13 protein-coding genes are annotated in these 15,973 nt (G+C 70.0%); 6 read left to right on the plus strand and 7 right to left on the minus strand.

Features of this window, described 5'->3' with window-relative positions; genetic code table 11:
* The first annotated feature begins 177 nt into the window (after positions 1-177).
* Positions 178-1,338, plus strand: coding sequence for a steroid 3-ketoacyl-CoA thiolase (locus tag ACZ4FV_RS02135; RefSeq protein WP_465321609.1), 1,161 nt, complete (start codon positions 178-180; stop codon positions 1,336-1,338).
* Between the two features lie 97 nt (positions 1,339-1,435).
* Here ACZ4FV_RS02135 and ACZ4FV_RS02140 read toward each other — a convergent pair whose 3' ends face one another.
* The 4 genes from ACZ4FV_RS02140 to ACZ4FV_RS02155 form a co-directional block, all read right to left on the minus strand.
* Positions 1,436-2,158: an aggregation-promoting factor C-terminal-like domain-containing protein gene (locus tag ACZ4FV_RS02140; protein ID WP_395870350.1), complete on the minus strand. Its 723-nt coding sequence runs from the start codon at positions 2,156-2,158 to the stop codon at positions 1,436-1,438.
* A 400-nt stretch (positions 2,159-2,558) separates the two neighbouring features.
* Positions 2,559-3,875 (minus strand): PhoH family protein, encoded by a 1,317-nt coding sequence (locus ACZ4FV_RS02145; RefSeq protein ID WP_465321610.1) that lies wholly within the window; start codon positions 3,873-3,875, stop codon positions 2,559-2,561.
* 291 nt (positions 3,876-4,166) lie between these two features.
* Positions 4,167-4,928 carry an isoprenyl transferase gene (locus tag ACZ4FV_RS02150; RefSeq protein WP_360311901.1) on the minus strand — a complete coding sequence of 254 codons (762 nt, stop codon included), beginning with the start codon at positions 4,926-4,928 and terminating at the stop codon, positions 4,167-4,169.
* A gap of 220 nt (positions 4,929-5,148) precedes the next feature.
* Entirely contained in the window at positions 5,149-6,957 is a 1,809-nt protein-coding gene (locus ACZ4FV_RS02155; RefSeq protein ID WP_395870346.1) for a phosphoenolpyruvate carboxykinase (GTP), read from the minus strand.
* Positions 6,958-7,202: 245 nt separating this feature from the next.
* Between ACZ4FV_RS02155 and trhA the strand changes: the two genes are divergently transcribed.
* The 3 genes from trhA to ACZ4FV_RS02170 all read left to right on the plus strand — a co-directional run bounded on the left by trhA (position 7,203) and on the right by ACZ4FV_RS02170 (position 10,241).
* Complete coding sequence (trhA, locus tag ACZ4FV_RS02160) at positions 7,203-7,868, plus strand: PAQR family membrane homeostasis protein TrhA (protein ID WP_395870344.1); 666 nt, start codon at positions 7,203-7,205, stop codon at positions 7,866-7,868.
* 173 nt (positions 7,869-8,041) lie between these two features.
* Positions 8,042-9,640 (plus strand): MFS transporter, encoded by a 1,599-nt coding sequence (locus ACZ4FV_RS02165; RefSeq protein WP_465321611.1) that lies wholly within the window; start codon positions 8,042-8,044, stop codon positions 9,638-9,640.
* Positions 9,612-10,241 (plus strand): TetR family transcriptional regulator, encoded by a 630-nt coding sequence (locus ACZ4FV_RS02170; RefSeq protein ID WP_465321612.1) that lies wholly within the window; start codon positions 9,612-9,614, stop codon positions 10,239-10,241. Before ACZ4FV_RS02165 ends, ACZ4FV_RS02170 begins: the two co-directional genes overlap by 29 nt.
* Positions 10,242-11,003: 762 nt before the next feature.
* On the opposite strand, the gene ACZ4FV_RS02175 is transcribed toward ACZ4FV_RS02170, so the two are convergent.
* Positions 11,004-13,067, minus strand: a complete 2,064-nt coding sequence (locus ACZ4FV_RS02175; RefSeq protein ID WP_465321614.1) for a thioredoxin domain-containing protein — start codon at positions 13,065-13,067, stop codon at positions 11,004-11,006.
* A gap of 190 nt (positions 13,068-13,257) precedes the next feature.
* Here ACZ4FV_RS02175 and ACZ4FV_RS02180 point away from each other — a divergent pair, with 190 nt between their 5' ends.
* The gene (locus ACZ4FV_RS02180; protein WP_465321615.1) at positions 13,258-13,809 is read left to right on the plus strand and encodes a class IV adenylate cyclase; all 552 of its coding nucleotides are present in this window, start codon (positions 13,258-13,260) and stop codon (positions 13,807-13,809) included.
* 216 nt (positions 13,810-14,025) lie between these two features.
* On the opposite strand, the gene ACZ4FV_RS02185 is transcribed toward ACZ4FV_RS02180, so the two are convergent.
* Both ACZ4FV_RS02185 and mca read right to left on the minus strand, forming a co-directional pair.
* A complete protein-coding gene (locus ACZ4FV_RS02185) occupies positions 14,026-14,265 on the minus strand; it encodes a hypothetical protein (protein ID WP_465321617.1) in 240 nt (79 codons plus the stop codon).
* 121 nt (positions 14,266-14,386) lie between these two features.
* On the minus strand, positions 14,387-15,241 hold the full coding sequence (mca, locus tag ACZ4FV_RS02190; RefSeq protein ID WP_395873382.1) for a mycothiol conjugate amidase Mca: 855 nt from the start codon (positions 15,239-15,241) through the stop codon (positions 14,387-14,389).
* Positions 15,242-15,411: 170 nt separating this feature from the next.
* On the opposite strand from mca, the gene ACZ4FV_RS02195 reads away from it, so the two are divergent.
* Positions 15,412-15,798 carry a DUF4307 domain-containing protein gene (locus ACZ4FV_RS02195; RefSeq protein ID WP_395873296.1) on the plus strand — a complete coding sequence of 129 codons (387 nt, stop codon included), beginning with the start codon at positions 15,412-15,414 and terminating at the stop codon, positions 15,796-15,798.
* Positions 15,799-15,973 lie beyond the last annotated feature (175 nt).

Here is a 15,973-nt window from a genome sequence, read left to right on the forward strand (position 1 = left end):
GCAGGCGATCGGGAGATTCCCAGGTTCCGGGAGGATCGAGAGCCCCGGTGTCACCCCGATCATATCCTTGACTTAGTCATACACCTGGGGCAGGGTGAGATCAGGCTGGATCAATGCGTCGCCACCCGTGGCCCGGCCCCGAGGACCGGCCACACAGGACTCGCTAGGAGCGACCTCATGGGCAACCCCGTCATCGTCGAAGCCGTGCGCACGCCCATCGGTAAGCGCAACGGCCGGCTCGCCGGTCTGCACCCGGTGCAGCTACTCGCCGCCGCCCAGCGCGGATTGATCGAACGGGCCGGGATCGACGCCGAACTCGTCGACCAGGTGATCGGCGGCTGCGTCACCCAGGCCGGCGAGCAGTCGGGCGACATCGTCAAGCACGCGTGGCTGTACGCCGGACTGCCGACCCGCACCGGCGGCACCACGATCGACTGCCAGTGCGGATCCGCCCAGCAGTCGGTGCACTTGATCGCCGGTTTGATCGCGACCGGCGCCATCGACGCGGGAGTCGCTTGCGGCATCGAGTCGATGAGCCGCAACCCGCTCGGGCACACCGCCAAGCCCGGCCAGAAGTCCAAGCCGGAGGACTGGGCGATCGACCTGCCCGACCAGTTCACCGCCGCCGAGCGGATCGCCCGCAACCGGGGCATCACCCGCGCCGACGTGGACGCGCTCGGCGTACGCTCGCAGGCCAACGCCAAGCGCGCGTGGGAAGAGGGCCGGTTCACGTCGCAGGTGATCACGGTCGAGGCCCCCGTACTGGACGCCGAGGGCAAGCCCACCGGTGAGACCGTCCTGGTCGACCGCGACCAGGGTCTGCGGGACACCACGATCGAGAGCCTGACCAAGCTCAAGCCGGTGTTGCCGGACGGCATCCACACCGCGGGCAACTCGTCGCAGATCTCCGACGGCGCCGCCGCGCTGCTGATCATGGACGAGGACAAGGCCCGCGCGCTGGGCCTGCGTCCGCGCGCGCGGATCGTCGCCCAGGCGATGGTCGGCGCCGACCCGCACTACCACCTGGACGGTCCCAACGACGCGACCGAGCGGCTGTTCGCCCGCTCCGGGATGTCGATGTCCGACATCGACCTGTTCGAGGTCAACGAGGCGTTCGCGTCCGTCGTACTGTCCTGGGCCCAGGTGCAGAAGGCCGACCTGGACAAGGTCAACGTCAACGGCGGCGCGATCGCGCTCGGCCACCCGGTCGGCTCCACCGGCGGTCGACTGTTGACCACCGCGCTCCACGAACTCGAGCGCACCGACAAGCAGTTCGCGCTGGTGACGATGTGCGCGGGCGGCGCCAACGCGTCCGGCACCATCATCGAACGCATCTGAGTCCCGGTCGGCCCCGGACACGATCGAGCCCCGCGCGCCGGACGGCGTGCGGGGCTCGACCCGTGTTCATGGGCGAGTCGATCGACTCGCGGCCCACTCAGTACCAGTGGTGGCTCTGCCAGAACGTCCACGCCTGGCACGGGCTGCCGTAGCGCTCGTTCATGTAGCTCAGGCCCCACTTGATCTGCGTCGCGGGGTTGGTCCGCCAGTCGGAGCCGGCCGAGGCGTACTTGCTCGCGGGCAGCGCCTGCATCAGGCCGTACGCGCCGGACGACTTGTTCGTCGCGTCGACCCGCCAGCCGCTCTCCTTCGTGACGATGTTGCTGAAGCACGTGTACGCGCTCGCGCTCATCATCGACTTGGCGATCGCCTGGGCATCGGCGGCGGACGCCGACACCTTCTCCACCGCGCCGCGGTTGTCCGAACGCGCCGCGCGCTCCTGGGCGGCCTTGCGGTCGGCCTCCGCCTTGTCGGCCGCGGCCTTGTCCGCCGCCGCCTTCTCGGCCGCGGCCTTCTCCGCGGCGGCCTTCTCGGCGGCGTCGCGCTCGGCCTTGACCCGGGCGGCCTCCTCGGCCTGGACCCGCTGCGCCTCGTCGTAGGCGGCGGTCTGCGCGTCGGCCTGGTGGGTGATACCAGTGCTCAGTTGCTGCGCCTGGGGGGCGGCAGGAACCTCGAGAAGCTTCGTGGTGCTCGCTTCGTCTACCGTCTGGGCGTCGGCGGACGCGGAAACGCCCGTGCCACTGAATCCGACGACGGCGCCAACGGCCGTGACAGCGGTGGCGGACGCCACGGCTATCCCCCGAACCGAGATCCGGCTCACACACGTTCCTTCCGGCAGGCGCGCACCGCGAGCGAAGCGGCGAACGAGTCCAACCCCCGGTCTTCCCACACTCCCGGAGGGAGTGTTTCGGCCCCGGCGCCGAGTGGTTCACTCGGCGCGTGCGTGGGCGGCGTACAGCAGGTCATGTGTTGAGTTGTCGGGCACAGCCGTACGCGGGGGTCTTACAAGTCCAGCAGCCTGCCTCAGCCAAACATTCGGAAGCAATTTCCCGGGGCGTGGCGAACATCACAACTCCCGGAACGGCCAAGCCTTTTCCCTTTTCACCCGAGACCGTTTCCACCCGGAATATGCGGACACGGCGAGACCCCGCCGTCGACGTCTCGAAGCAGTCGAGACGTCGACGGCGGGGCCGGTCGAACCGTTCCCACCAGGGCATCCGTCAGCCCGGCAGGTCCTCCAACATCTCGGTCACCAGGGCCGCGATGGGCGAGCGCTCGGACCGGGTCAGCGTCACGTGCGCGAACAGCGGATGCCCCTTGAGCTTTTCCACCACCGCGACCACCCCGTCGTGCCGACCGACCCGCAGGTTGTCCCGCTGCGCGACATCGTGGGTGAGCACCACCCGCGAATTGCTGCCGATCCGCGAAAGCACGGTCAGCAGCACGTTGCGCTCCAGGGACTGCGCCTCGTCCACGATCACGAACGCGTCGTGCAGCGACCGGCCGCGGATGTGGGTGAGCGGCAGCACCTCCAACATCCCGCGCGCGACCACCTCCTCGATCACGTCGGACGTGGTGACCGCCGACAACGTGTCGAAGACCGCCTGGGCCCAGGGGCTCATCTTCTCGTTCTCGGTGCCGGGCAGGTAGCCGAGCTCCTGGCCGCCGACCGCGTACAGGGGACGGAAGACCATCACCTTGCGGTGCTGATTACGCTCCAGCACCGCCTCCAGGCCCGCGCACATCGCCAGCGCCGACTTGCCGGTGCCCGCCCGGCCGCCCATCGACACGATGCCGATGTCCGGGTCGAGCAGCAGGTCGAGAGCTATCCGCTGCTCGGCGCTGCGTCCGTGCAGGCCGAACACGTCCCGGTCGCCGCGCACCAGGCGGACCTGCTTGTCGGCGGTGACCCGGCCCAGCGCCTTGCCGCGTTCGGACACCAGGACCAGTCCGGTGTGGCAGGGCAGGTCGGCGGCCTGCTCGATGTGGGTGCGATCGTGCTCGAACAGGGCGTCGATGTCGGCCGCCTCCACCTGGAGTTCGGCCATCCCCGTCCAGCCCGACGTGTTCACCAGTTCGGCGCGGTACTCCTCCGCGCTCAGTCCCACCGCGGATGCCTTGACCCGCATCGGCACGTCCTTGGACACCAGCGTCACATCGTGTCCCTCGGCCATGAGGTGCCTGGCCACCGCCAGGATGCGCGAGTCGTTGTCGCCCAGCCGGAATCCGGGTGGGAGCACGGTCGCGTCGATGTGATTGAGCTCCACCCGCAGCGTGCCGCCGGATTCCCCGATCGGTACGGGGGCGTCCAGGCGGCCGTACTGCGTGCGCAGTTCGTCCAGCATCCGCAGCGCGTGACGGGCGAAGTAACCCAGCTCCGGGTGGTGCCGCTTGGCCTCCAACTCGGTGATCACGACGACGGGAAGAACCACCTCGTGCTCGTCGAACTTCAAGAGCGCCGACGGATCGGCAAGGAGCACGCTGGTGTCGAGGACATACGTCCGGTGCTGCGGAGCACGGCGTTGGATCGTGGCCACGGAGTGCCTCGCCCCCTCTCAGGGCACGCGCACCGTGCGCCCTGATCGCTCGGAGTCCGGGCCCCGGCCCGAAGGCCGGGTGCCCGGCCCTCCTGTCGCCGTGAACTGTGGAGCCTGTAGTGCACGGAAGGGCCTCCCGGGCAGGTGACGGGGTGTCACCCACATAGCGCACCGGCCCACATGATGTGTGCCGGCCCGACGGGGTTATTCCCGTCCGAGGGGACTCCAACACAAACCGGATGATCACATGCCGATGGAATCCCGGCTCTGCGCAGGCACGATGACGAGGCGTCAGGCGCCGTAGCGGCGATGCCGGGCGGAGTAGTCGCGCAGCGCCCGGAGGAAGTCGACCTTGCGGAAGTCCGGCCAGAAGGCCTCGCAGAAGTAGAACTCCGAATGCGCGCTCTGCCACAACAGGAAACCGGACAGCCGCTGTTCACCCGAGGTTCGGATGACCAGGTCGGGATCGGGCTGGCCGCGGGTGTAGAGGTGCTCGGCGATGTGCTCGACATCCAGCACCTCGGCCAGTTCCTCGATCGAGGTGCCCTTGCCGGCGTGCTCCACGAGCAGCGAGCGCACGGCGTCCGCGATCTCGTGCCGACCGCCGTACCCGACCGCGACGTTGACGAACACGCCGGTCAGGTCCGCGGTCTCGGTCTCGGAGCGCTTGAGCACCTCGCGCGTGTGTTCGGGCAACAGGTCCAGTGCGCCGACCGGGTGCACCCGCCAGCGCCGCGCGGCGGCCAGATCGGTGACCGCGTTCTCGATGATCACCATCAGATCGGCCAGTTCCTCCGGCGGCCGATTGAGGTTGTCGGTGGACAGCAGCCACAGCGTGACCACCTCGACGCCGACCTCTTCACACCAGGTGAGCAGCTCGTGGATCTTGTCGGCACCCTTGCGGTGTCCCTCGGCCACCTGTTCGCCGTACGCCTTCGCCCAGCGGCGGTTGCCGTCCAGGATGACGCCGACGTGACGCGGTATCACCGTACGGTCGAGCGACGCCTCGATGCGCTTGCCGTATGCGCCGTATGCGAGGTCCCGCAGGCCCATGTCCACCTGCTCCTCCGTCCGTGATCACCCGCGCCGAAAACCCTACTCCCGTCCGACACCCGCTCGACATCACGCGGCGGAGGGCGGGCGTGAAGATGCGGTGAAGGTCGGCTCGCGGACGGCGTGTCGCGCGCTCATCCGAGGGTGGCTTTCCGAACGCCGAGGGCCCGGCGGGAGAGATCCCGCCGGGCCCGGAGCGTACCGGTATTTCGACGTCGAGTCAGCCTCGGTCGTCGAGTCGCGCGACCAGCTTGTTGTACTCGTCCCACAGTCCCTGCGGGGTGTGCGAGCCGAACTTCTCCAGGTGCTCGGGGACCAGCGCGGCCTCCTGCTTCCAGATCTCCCGGTCCACGCTCAGCAGCAGGTCCAGCTCGGCGTCGGTGAGGTCCAGACCCTTCAGGTCCAGCGACTCGCGCGTCGGCAGTACGCCGATCGGGGAGTCCACACCGTCGGCGAGCCCTTCCAGGCGCTCGACGATCCACTTGAGCACGCGGCTGTTCTCACCGAAGCCGGGCCAGACGAACTTGCCGTCGGCGTCCTTGCGGAACCAGTTCACGTAGTAGATCTTCGGCAGCTTGTCCGCCGAGGTGGCCTGGCCGATGTCCAGCCAGTGCGCCATGTAGTCGCCCATGTTGTAGCCGCAGAACGGCAGCATGGCGAACGGGTCGCGGCGCAGCTCGCCGACCGTGCCCTCGGCCGCGGCGGTCTTCTCCGACGCCACGTTCGCGCCGAGGAAGACACCGTGCTGCCAGTCGAAGGACTCGGTCACCAGCGGAACCGCGCTGGCCCGACGACCGCCGAAGAGGATGGCCGAGATCGGCACACCCTTGGGGTCCTCCCACTCGGGCGCGATGGTGGGGCACTGCGACGCGGGGACGGTGAACCGCGCGTTGGGGTGGGCGGCGGGGGTCTCCGACTCGGGAGTCCAGTCGTTGCCCTTCCAGTCGATCAGGTGCGCGGGCTTGTCCTCGGTCATCCCCTCCCACCAGACGTCGTTGTCGTCGGTGAGCGCGACGTTGGTGAAGACCGAGTTGCCCCACATGGTCTTCATCGCGTTGGCGTTGGTGTGCTCGCCGGTGCCCGGCGCGACTCCGAAGAAGCCCGCCTCGGGGTTGATCGCGTACAGCCGGCCGTCCTCGCCGAACCGCATCCACGCGATGTCGTCGCCGACGGTCTCCACCTTCCAGCCCGGAATGGTCGGCTGGAGCATCGCCAGGTTGGTCTTGCCACACGCGGAGGGGAAGGCGGCGGCGATGAACTTCGGCTCGGCGCCCGAGGGAGGCGTGAGCTTCAGGATCAGCATGTGCTCGGCCATCCAGCCCTCGTCGCGCGCCATGACGGACGCGATCCGGAGCGCGTAGCACTTCTTGCCGAGCAGGGCGTTGCCGCCGTAGCCCGAGCCGTAGGACCAGATCTCCCGGTCCTCGGGGAAGTGCGTGATGTACTTCTCGCTGTTGCACGGCCACGGCACGTCCGCCTCGCCCTCGGCGAGCGGGGCCCCGACGGTGTGCACGGCCTTGACGAACTCTCCGTCGGTGCCCAGGAAGTCCAGCACCGCCTGACCCATCCGGGTCATCGTGCGCATCGAGACCGCGACGTAGGCGGAGTCGGTGATCTCCACGCCGTAGGCGGACAGCGGCGAGCCGACCGGACCCATGCAGAAGGGCACCACGTACATCGTGCGGCCACGCATCGAGCCGGCGAACAGGCCGCCGAGCTTGGTACGCATCTCGGCCGGGGCTATCCAGTTGTTGGTCGGACCCGCGTCCTCCTCCTTCTCGGAGCAGATGTAGGTCCGGTCCTCGACGCGTGCGACATCCCGAGGGTCGGAGGTCGCGTAGTAGCTGTTGGGGCGCTTGTTCTCGTCGAGCTTGCGGAAGGTGCCCTTCTCGACGAGGAGGTCGGCGAGGCGCTGGTACTCCTCTTCCGAACCGTCACACCATTCGATTCGGTCGGGCTGAGTCAGCCGGGCGATCTCGCTCACCCAGTCGAGCAGCTGCCTGTGTTTCGTCGGGACCTCGTTGGCCACGATCGCTCCATTTCGCGCCTGGGACGGCGAGTCCCCGGCGTCGGGGTTGAGGGTTGCGGGGATTTTATCCGGTCATCCGAACGCGGAACCGCCCGGGACAGGTCCCCACCTGGAAGTTGTGCCCCGTACCGGACCGAAAACCCCAAAGACGTGCGGTTTCGCGCCCCTCCGGGACAAGATCTCCCGTGATGCGTCTCACTTCGTACTTACCAGTAACCTACGTGGGCGTAAGTACACTCGGCGACATGAGTGTGGACGCGCACGCCTTGACGGCGCCCTTGACGCCCATCAAACCCAAGCTGCGCGGATGGATCCACGCGGGGACCTTTCCCCTCGCCGTGGCCTCCGGCATCGTCCTGGTCGCCTTGGCCGGGGATACCAAGTCCCGCATAGCGTGTGGTGTGTTCGCGCTGACCGCGGCGATGCTCTTCGGCACGTCCGGGGTCTACCACCGAGGCAACTGGGGACCGCGCGGCGAGGCGGTGCTGCGCCGACTCGATCACGCCAACATCTTCCTGATCATCGCGGGCACCTACACCCCTTTGACCATTCTATTGCTGGGCAAAAGCGATCAAATCCTGCTCTGGGTGGTGTGGATCGGGGCGCTCGCCGGGATCGGTTTCCGGGTCTTCTGGATCGGCGCGCCACGCTGGCTCTACACCCCCATCTATGTCGCGCTGGGCTGGGCGGCGGTGTTCTACCTGCCCGAGTTCATGCGCGAGGGCGGCGTCGCGGTGGTGGTCCTGGTGATCGTCGGCGGCGTGCTCTACAGCCTGGGCGCGGTGGTCTACGGGATCAAGCGACCCAACCCCTCGCCGCAATGGTTCGGCTTCCACGAGGTCTTCCACGCCTTCACGCTGCTCGCCTTCGCGAGCCACTTCGTCGCCGTGGCCCTGGTGGCACTCGACTGATCGTTCCCCACTCATCGGCCCGAAGGCCCACGACTCCGAACGGAGTCGTGGGCCTTCGGGCTTTTCCGGGTTTTCCCCCGAGCTTGGGCTGCTCTTTGCCGAGGAAGTTGACTGTCACTAGATTTTGAGAGCTACTGTCATAAGGCAGATGCACTCAATAGATGGAGACTGTCATGAATGCGACGAAGCATGAGCCGAATCGGGCGAACGAAGCCGACGGGCCGCCCGACCCTCGGCGGTGGTGGGCGCTGGGCGCGCTGGTGGTCGGACTCCTGGTGGTCGGCCTGGACACCACGATCATCAACGTGGCGATGCCGACGATGAGCGAACAACTGGGCGCGAGCACGGGCGACCTGCAGTGGATCGCCGACTCGTACATCGTGGTGTTCGCGGCGCTGATGCTTCCGGCCGGACTGATCGGCGACCGCTACGGCCGGCGCCGCTTCCTGCTCGTGGGGCTCGCGATATTCGGCGTCGGCTCGGTGGTCGGCACGCTGGTCGGCTCGGTCGAGGGGGTGATCGCGGCGCGTGCGCTGATGGGTATCGGCGGAGCGTTCATCATGCCGCTGTCGTTGTCCATCCTGCCCTCGCTCTTCCCGGCCGCCGAGCGCGGCAAGGCGATCTCGGTCTGGGCCGCGAGCACCGCGCTGGGCATCCCGCTCGGCCCGATCCTGGGCGGGCTGCTGCTCGAGCACTTCTGGTGGGGCTCGGTGTTCCTGATCAACATCCCGATGGTCGGACTGGCGCTGTTCGTGTGCGGGTTCCTGCTCCCGGTGTCGCGCTCGGCCGACGCCCCCAAGGTGGACATCGCGGTCACCGTGCTGGTGGTCACGGGGCTGACCACGCTGATCTTCGCGCTGATCGAGGCGCCCGAGTGGGGCTGGGGCGACGCGCGTGTGCTCGCGCTGTTCGGCGCGGCGGTGCTGATCATCGCGAGCCTGGTGGTGCGCGAGACCAGGGCCCCGCGGCCGATGATCGACCTGGGCCTGTTCCGCGACCGCAACTTCCTGTGGGCCACGATCGCCGCCCTGGTGCCGTCCTTCGCGATAGCCGGCGTGTTGTTCCTGGTCCCGCAGCGGTTCCAGGCCGTGGACGGTCACAACGCGTTCGGCACCGGCCTGCGGCTGCTGCCGCTGCTGGCCGGACTGTTCGTGGCCTCGCTGGCGAGTTCCAAGCTCGCGGCGCGGTTCGGCTACAAGGTGGTCATCCCCAGCGGCCTGTTCGTGCTCGGCTGCGGGCTGCTGCTGGGCGCGACCGGCTCGGTGCACGACGGGTACGGGTCGATCGCCTGCTGGCTCACCGTGACCGGCCTGGGCCTGGGCCTGTCGCTGGTGCCCGCGATGGACGCGTGCATGGCCACTCTGGCGCCGGAGCGTACCGGGATGGGATCGGCCCTGGTGCAGACCCTGCGTCAGATGGCGGGTGCGCTCGGGGTGGCGATCCTGGGCAGCGTGCTCGCGTCCGCCTACTTCGACCGGATCGACACCACCGGACGCCCGGGCCCGGTCGCGGACGCCGCGCGCGACTCGATCGGCGGCGCGGCCAAGGTGTCGGCCCACGGCGCGGACCCGGCACTGCTGGACTCGGCCCGCGAGGCGTTCGTGCACGGCATGAACCAGAGCCTGCTGATCTGTGGCGTCAGCGCACTGGTGCTCGGCGTCGCGGTGGCAACCTTCCTGCCCCGGCGCATCGCCGACGCACCGGCGCCGGCGGCGAGCCCGGCCGGACCGGGAGAATCGAGGCATGACCGCGAAGGAGTCCTCCATCCGTGACCTGGCCGCCTCGCCCGTAGGACTGCGCGAGCGCAAGAAAATCAAGACCCGCCAGGCGATCCGCCGGGAGGCCTACCGGCTCTTCCGCGAACACGGCTACGACGCGACCACCGTCGACCAGATCGCCGAGGCGGCGGAGATCTCGCCCAGCACCTTCTTCCGCTACTTCCCCAGCAAGGAGGACATCGTGCTCACCGACGAGTACGACCCCCTGATGGTGGAGATCCTGCGGACCGCGCCCGAGGGCATGAGCCTGCTCCGGGTGATGCGCACCGTCATCCTGGACACGCTGCGCGAGATCCTGGAGGAGGACCGCGAGGAACTGGTCACCCGGATGACCCTGATCCTGGAGGTCCCGGCGCTGCGCCGGCGCAACTACGAGCACCAGATGCAGACCTGGGCGATGATCACCGAGGCGTTCGCCGCCGGGACCGGACGTTCGGCCGACGATCTCGAACTACGGGTCGCCGCCGCCGCGATCGGCGCGGCACTGGCGGAGGCGATCGTGGGGTGGACCCGCGACGGCTGCACGGGGGACCTGGTCGCGCTGGCCGACGAGTCCCTGGGCCTGTTGGAGCGGGGGTTGGGGGACAGCCCGTGAGAGGCGCGGCGGCGCCCCGTCGGCGCGCCGATTGCATGCCCGCTACGCGGTCACGGTCGGGCCGTCCGCTACGCGCCCGGGATGCACGTCCGCTACGCGCCCGCCACCCCCACACCACACCACCAACCCGCCCACCCAGCGCCCAGCCCGGCTCCGGCCCCGGCCGCGCAGCGGACGTGCGACCCGCCCCGTAGGGGCCGAGCAGCCCGGCTCGGAGAGACCGGCCCGACCCCGAACCCGTAGGGGACGCGCAACCGGCCCCGTAGGAGCCGAGCACCGGTCTGCCCGACCGGTCGCATGCCCGCTACGCGGTCACGGTCGAGCCGTCCGCTACGCGCCCGGGATGCACGTCCGCTACGCGCCCGCCACCCCCACACCACACCACCAACCCGCCCACCCAGCGCCCAGCCCGGCTCCGGCCCCGGCCGCGCAGCGGACGTGCGACCCGCCCCGTAGGGGCCGAGCAGCCCGGCTCGGAGAGACCGGCCCGACCCCGAACCCGTAGGGGACGCGCAACCGGCCCCGTAGGAGCCGAGCACCGGTCTGCCCGACCGGTCGCATGCCCGCTACGCGGTCACGGTCGAGCCGTCCGCTACGCGCCCGGGATGCACGTCCGCTACGCGCCCGCCACCCCCACACCACACCACCAAGCGGCCCCGTAGGGGCCGAGCAACCCAGCGCGGAGCGACCGGCGGACCCCGGCCGCGCAGCGGACGCGCAACCGGCCCCGTAGGGGCCGAGCCGCCCCGCGTGCGGGGTGGCTCAGGCTCGGGCCACCGCCTTGGCCAGCACCTGTTCGGCCAGTTGCTCCGGGTCGGTCACCGGGGCGTCGCAGGTGAAGTGCCGACACACGTACGCCGCCGGCAGGCCGCCGACCAGCGGCCGGTCGCGCAGCAGCGGTACCGGCGACTCCTCGGCCGGGTCGCCCATCGCGACCACCGCGCCCGGGGCGGTGGACATCAGCGCGGTCAGGTAGAGCGCCCAGGTCGCGTCGTCGTCGCGGGGGCCGACCACGGCGATCTCGCGCGGCCCGTCCAACCACGCCTCGGCGACCGCCAGGCCCCAGCCGATCTGTCGCGGCGCCCGGGCGGCCAGCATCCGTACCAGGCCGAGCGCGCGGCCGGCGGCCTCGCGGTGGTCCTCCGAGCCCAGGTGCGCCGCGTAGCCGAGCAGGGCACCGGCCGCACCGGTCCAGCCGGACGGGGTGACCCCGTCGGTGGGGTCCTGCGGTCGGCGGAAGAGTTTCTCGGCGTCGTCGGCGGTGTCGTAGAACGCGCCGTCCTCGTCTACGAAGTGCCCCAGCACCACGTCCACGAGCACGCCGGCGAAGGTCAGCCACGCGTCGTCCGAGGTCACCGCGTACAGCGCGAGGAAGCCCTCGGCGACGTCCGCGTAGTCCTCCAGGATGCCCGCGTTCGGTCCCGGTCGGCCGTCGCGCGACGTGCGCACGAGCCGGTCGCCGAGCTCGTCGTCCTCGTCGCCGCCCAGGTGCACCGCGAGCAGCAGGTCGGCCGCCGCGAGCGCGGCATCGAGCAGGTCGGGGCGGGAGAACAGGGTGCCGGCCTCGGCCAGCGCCGCGATGGCCAGCCCGTTCCACGCGGCCACCACCTTGTCGTCGCGGCCCGGCCGGGCCCGCTCCTCGCGCGCGGCCAGCAACCTGGCCCGCACGTCGGTCAGTCGCTCGACGTCCTCGGGGTCGTCGAGCAGTTGCAGGACGGACATGCCGTGCTCGAAGGTGCCTTCCTCGGTGACCGCGAACACGCGGGCCGCCCACGTGCCGTCCGCCTCGCCCAGCACCTCGACCAGTTGTGCCGGGGTCCAGGCGTAGAACGCGCCCTCGACCGACCTGCCCTCGGCGTCCGGGCTGTCCGCGTCCAGCGCCGAGGCGAACGCGCCCTCGGGGGTCCGCAGTTCGCGGACCAGGAAGTCGGCCGTCTCCAGCGCGATCCGGCGGGCGAACTCGCTTCCGGTGGCCCGCCACAGGTGGGTGTACACCCGGATCAACTGGGCGTTGTCGTAGAGCATCTTCTCGAAGTGCGGCACCACCCACGCCGCGTCCACCGAGTAGCGCGCGAAGCCGCCGCCGAGTTGGTCGTAGATCCCGCCCCGGGCCATCGCCTCGCAGGTCTCCTGGGCGATCTCCAGGGCCGCCTCGGACTCGGTCCGGGCGTGGTGGCGCAGCAGGAACTCCAGCACCATCGACGGCGGGAACTTGGGCGCGTCGCCGAACCCTCCGTGCACGCGGTCGTACTCGCGCGCGAGCAGGGTCAGCGCGGTGTCCAGGTCCTCGGCGGTGGGCGCGTCGCCTTCCGTGTGCAGGTCGCGCGGGGCGGCCAGGGAGGTGGCGATTTGCAGGCCGGTGCGGCGCACCTCGTCGTTGCGGTCGACCCAGGCCTTGTTGATCTCGTACATCACCTGCCGGAACGAGGGCATGCCCCGGCGCGCCTCGCTCGGGTAGTACGTGCCGCAGTAGAACGGCTCGCCGTCGGGCGTCGCGAAGACGGTCATCGGCCAGCCGCCCTGGCCGTGGTTCATCGCGACGGTGGCCTCCATGTAGACCGCGTCCACGTCCGGGCGTTCCTCGCGGTCCACCTTGATGGCGACGAAGTTCGCGTTGACGATCGCGGCGGTGGCCTCATCCTCGAAGGACTCGTGGGCCATCACGTGGCACCAGTGGCACGCGCTGTACCCGACGCTGAGCAGGATCGGGACATCACGGCGGCGGGCCTCCGCGAACGCCTCCTCACCCCACGGCCACCAGTCGACGGGGTTGTCGACGTGTTGGAGGAGGTACGGCGATGTGGACCCAGCGAGACGATTCGGCATGGCACCATCCTCGCGCGCCGAACCCCACCGACCCACCAACCGGCCCGCGCCGAGCGAGTCGAGTCCGGCGTCCGCATCGCGCGGCCCCCGCGTCGGCGTGTGCCGGGGGCCTGCGGGGGGCGCACCGCACGGGCCCGGTTCCCGTCGCGGCCGGTACACCCACCCTGCTCCGATACGGAAAGAAGGATCGATGAAGCACGAGTACGAGGCGAAGTTCCTGGCCGTCGACGTCGCCGGCCTCCGGGACAAGCTGATCGGGCTGGGTGCCGTCCAGGCGTTTCCCCGGACTCTCCTCACCCGTTGGATCTTCGAGAGCGAAGCGCTCGACGGCGGTGCGTGGCTGCGTCTGCGGGACGAGGGCACCCGGTCCACGCTCACCCTCAAGCAGGTGACCGACTCCACCAGGATCGACGGCACGACGGAGATCGAGACCGAGATCGCGGACCTGCGCGCGATGGCGGAGATCCTTCGCCGGCTCGGCCACCGGGAGGTCCGCCACCAGGAGAATTATCGCGAGGAGTGGCGTCTGGGCGAGATCGCCTTCGACTTCGACACCTGGCCCGATCTCCCCACCTTCGTGGAGATCGAGGGCCCCGACGAGGCATCCGTCCGCCGGGGCGCGGCGCTGGTGGAACTCGACTACGCCGAGGCCAGGTTCGGCAGCGTGGACGAGATCTACAAGAGCGAGGCCGGACGGGACATCCTCACCGAACCCACCCTCCTCTTCCCGAACGCCGGGTAGCGAAGAGGGCCGTCCTTCCCACCGGAAGGGACCTGGCGCTCCGCCGGCCGGTCCGGGCGACGGCGGCCCGCCCGAAATCCACCGGCGACCGAGCTTCGTCAGGCGTCGAGCCGCAGCGCGCCGGCCGGCGCACGCCCGTGCCCGCTCCGCCCTCGCGCGGCACGCCCGCGATCCGCTCGCGGTCCGCGGGGCGACGTTTGCCGGTGATTCGGTCGGTCAGGCGACGGGCGCGCCCTTGTCCCGCTTGGACTCGGCGGTCCGCTCGGGCTCGGCCGCCCGGTCGGCGGTGGCGCCCGACTTGCCGTCCTCGTCGAAGTCCACCCGCTTGAGCTGCTTGTTCATCGACTTGAGCAGGAGCCAGGTGGCGACCGCGATCGCGGCGACCACCACGAACCCGAGCAGGCCGGGCGTGACCTTGCTCTCCTCGACCGCGAGCTGGAGCGCGAGCGGTGTCATGACGAACTACCTCCTGGATCGGAACCCCTTGTGAACAAGAGTGACATCCGATCGGCGGGACGTATGCACCGAGGGCCCGGAGAATCGTGCTCCGGGCCCTCGTACGGTCATCCGCGGGTGGTCAGCGCCGCACGCCCACCCGTACGCCCGCGAACAGGTCGTCCTCCGGCAGATCCGTGTCCACCAGCGAACGGACCAGCTCGTAGTCCTCCGTCGGCCACACCTCGCGCTGCACCGAGAGCGGCACCCGGAACCAGAAGCCGTCCGGGTCCACCTGGGTGGCGTGCGCGATCAGCGCCCGGTCGCGCGTCTCGAACCAGTCGGCGCACGGGATGCGCGTGGTGATGTCGCGCTCGTCGCGGTCGCCCCAGCGCTCCAGCCACTCGCCGTACGGCGACTCCAGGCCGCGGCTGAGCATGCCCTCGTGCAGCGCCTCGATCCGCGCGCGCGAGATGCCCTGGTTGTAGTACAGCTTCAGCGGCTGCCACGGCTCGCCGGACTCCGGATACGCGTCCGGGTCGCCCGCCGCGTCGAAGGCCACCATGGTGATCTTGTGCGTCTGGATGTGGTCGGGGTGCGGGTAGCCGCCGTTCTCGTCGTACGTGGTGATCACGTGCGGACGGAACTCGCGGATCAGCCGGACCAGCGGCTCGGCCGCCTTGTCCACGTCCAGCACCGCGAAGCAGCCGTCCGGGAGCGGCGGCAGCGGGTCGCCCTCGGGCAGCCCCGAGTCCTCCCAACCCAGCCACGCCTGCTCCACGCCCAGGATCGCGCGCGCCGCGTCCATCTCCTTGCGGCGCACCTCGTGGATGTTGGCCTCGATCTCCGGGTCGCCCTGGAGAGCGGGGTTGAGCACCGAGCCGCGTTCGCCGCCGGTACAGGTCGCGACGAGGACCTCGGCCCCCTCGGCGACATAGCGCGCCATGGTGGCCGCGCCCTTGCTCGACTCGTCGTCGGGGTGCGCGTGCACCGCCATCAGCCTCAGCCGATCGTCACTCACCGGAACGTCGCTCCTCATCCGTGCCCCGTGTCCCAGCCGCCGGGTCGTACCGCCGGGACCTGTCGAGGGCCGCTCTTGCACCGGACATATAGTGGCCGATAGATCTCGCTCGGGCACAAACCCGGGCCCGTCCCGCAGGAGACCCGGTGAGCGCAACGCCCGTCACCCGTTACGGCAAGGGCGCCACCCGAAGCGATCGAAAATTGCGGATCGCGTTCGCGGTCTTCATGGTCGTGCTCGTGGCCGGGACGGTGTGGATCGGCCTCGATGTGGCGAACCCCGGCGTACGCGGGTCTATTCCGAGCTTCAAGGTCACCTCGGATTCCTCGGTGCAGGTCCAGGTGGAGATCCGTAAGGACAGCGACAAGGAAGCCGTCTGCGTGCTGCGTTCGCGCGACGAGGGCGGCGCCGAGGTGGGTCGCCGCGAACTGCGTTTCGCCAAGGGCGACAAGCACATCGAGCGCACCGAGACGCTGCAGACCATGGGCCGGCCCAACACCGCCGAGCTGGAGGACTGTCACACCGTCGGCTGAGCGGCGGTGCCGATGCCGTCGGCCGATCGTGTCCCGTGTCACCCGGGTGTGCGTGACTGCCCGAGACGTCGGGAGATTGTTACTCTCGAAGCTTCGTCCCCTCACGACCCGAGGTGTTCACACCGCGGACGGTGAGGGGGCGCTGGTATATGTGACCCCCTCCGCCGACCGGGCC

The sequence above is a fragment of the Embleya sp. NPDC025285 genome, from assembly GCF_055558835.1.

Coding starts and splice junctions, on each gene's coding strand:
- ACZ4FV_RS02135 (WP_465321609.1), top strand. CDS start 178: ATGGGCAACCCCGTCATCGTCGAAGCCGTGCGCACGCCCATCGGTAAG.
- ACZ4FV_RS02150 (WP_360311901.1), bottom strand. CDS start 4,928: ATGGGCCTGCGGGACCTCGCATACGGCGCATACGGCAAGCGCATCGAG.
- trhA (WP_395870344.1), top strand. CDS start 7,203: ATGAGTGTGGACGCGCACGCCTTGACGGCGCCCTTGACGCCCATCAAA.
- ACZ4FV_RS02165 (WP_465321611.1), top strand. CDS start 8,042: ATGAATGCGACGAAGCATGAGCCGAATCGGGCGAACGAAGCCGACGGG.
- ACZ4FV_RS02170 (WP_465321612.1), top strand. CDS start 9,612: ATGACCGCGAAGGAGTCCTCCATCCGTGACCTGGCCGCCTCGCCCGTA.
- ACZ4FV_RS02175 (WP_465321614.1), bottom strand. CDS start 13,067: ATGCCGAATCGTCTCGCTGGGTCCACATCGCCGTACCTCCTCCAACAC.
- ACZ4FV_RS02180 (WP_465321615.1), top strand. CDS start 13,258: ATGAAGCACGAGTACGAGGCGAAGTTCCTGGCCGTCGACGTCGCCGGC.
- ACZ4FV_RS02185 (WP_465321617.1), bottom strand. CDS start 14,265: ATGACACCGCTCGCGCTCCAGCTCGCGGTCGAGGAGAGCAAGGTCACG.
- mca (WP_395873382.1), bottom strand. CDS start 15,241: ATGGCGGTGCACGCGCACCCCGACGACGAGTCGAGCAAGGGCGCGGCC.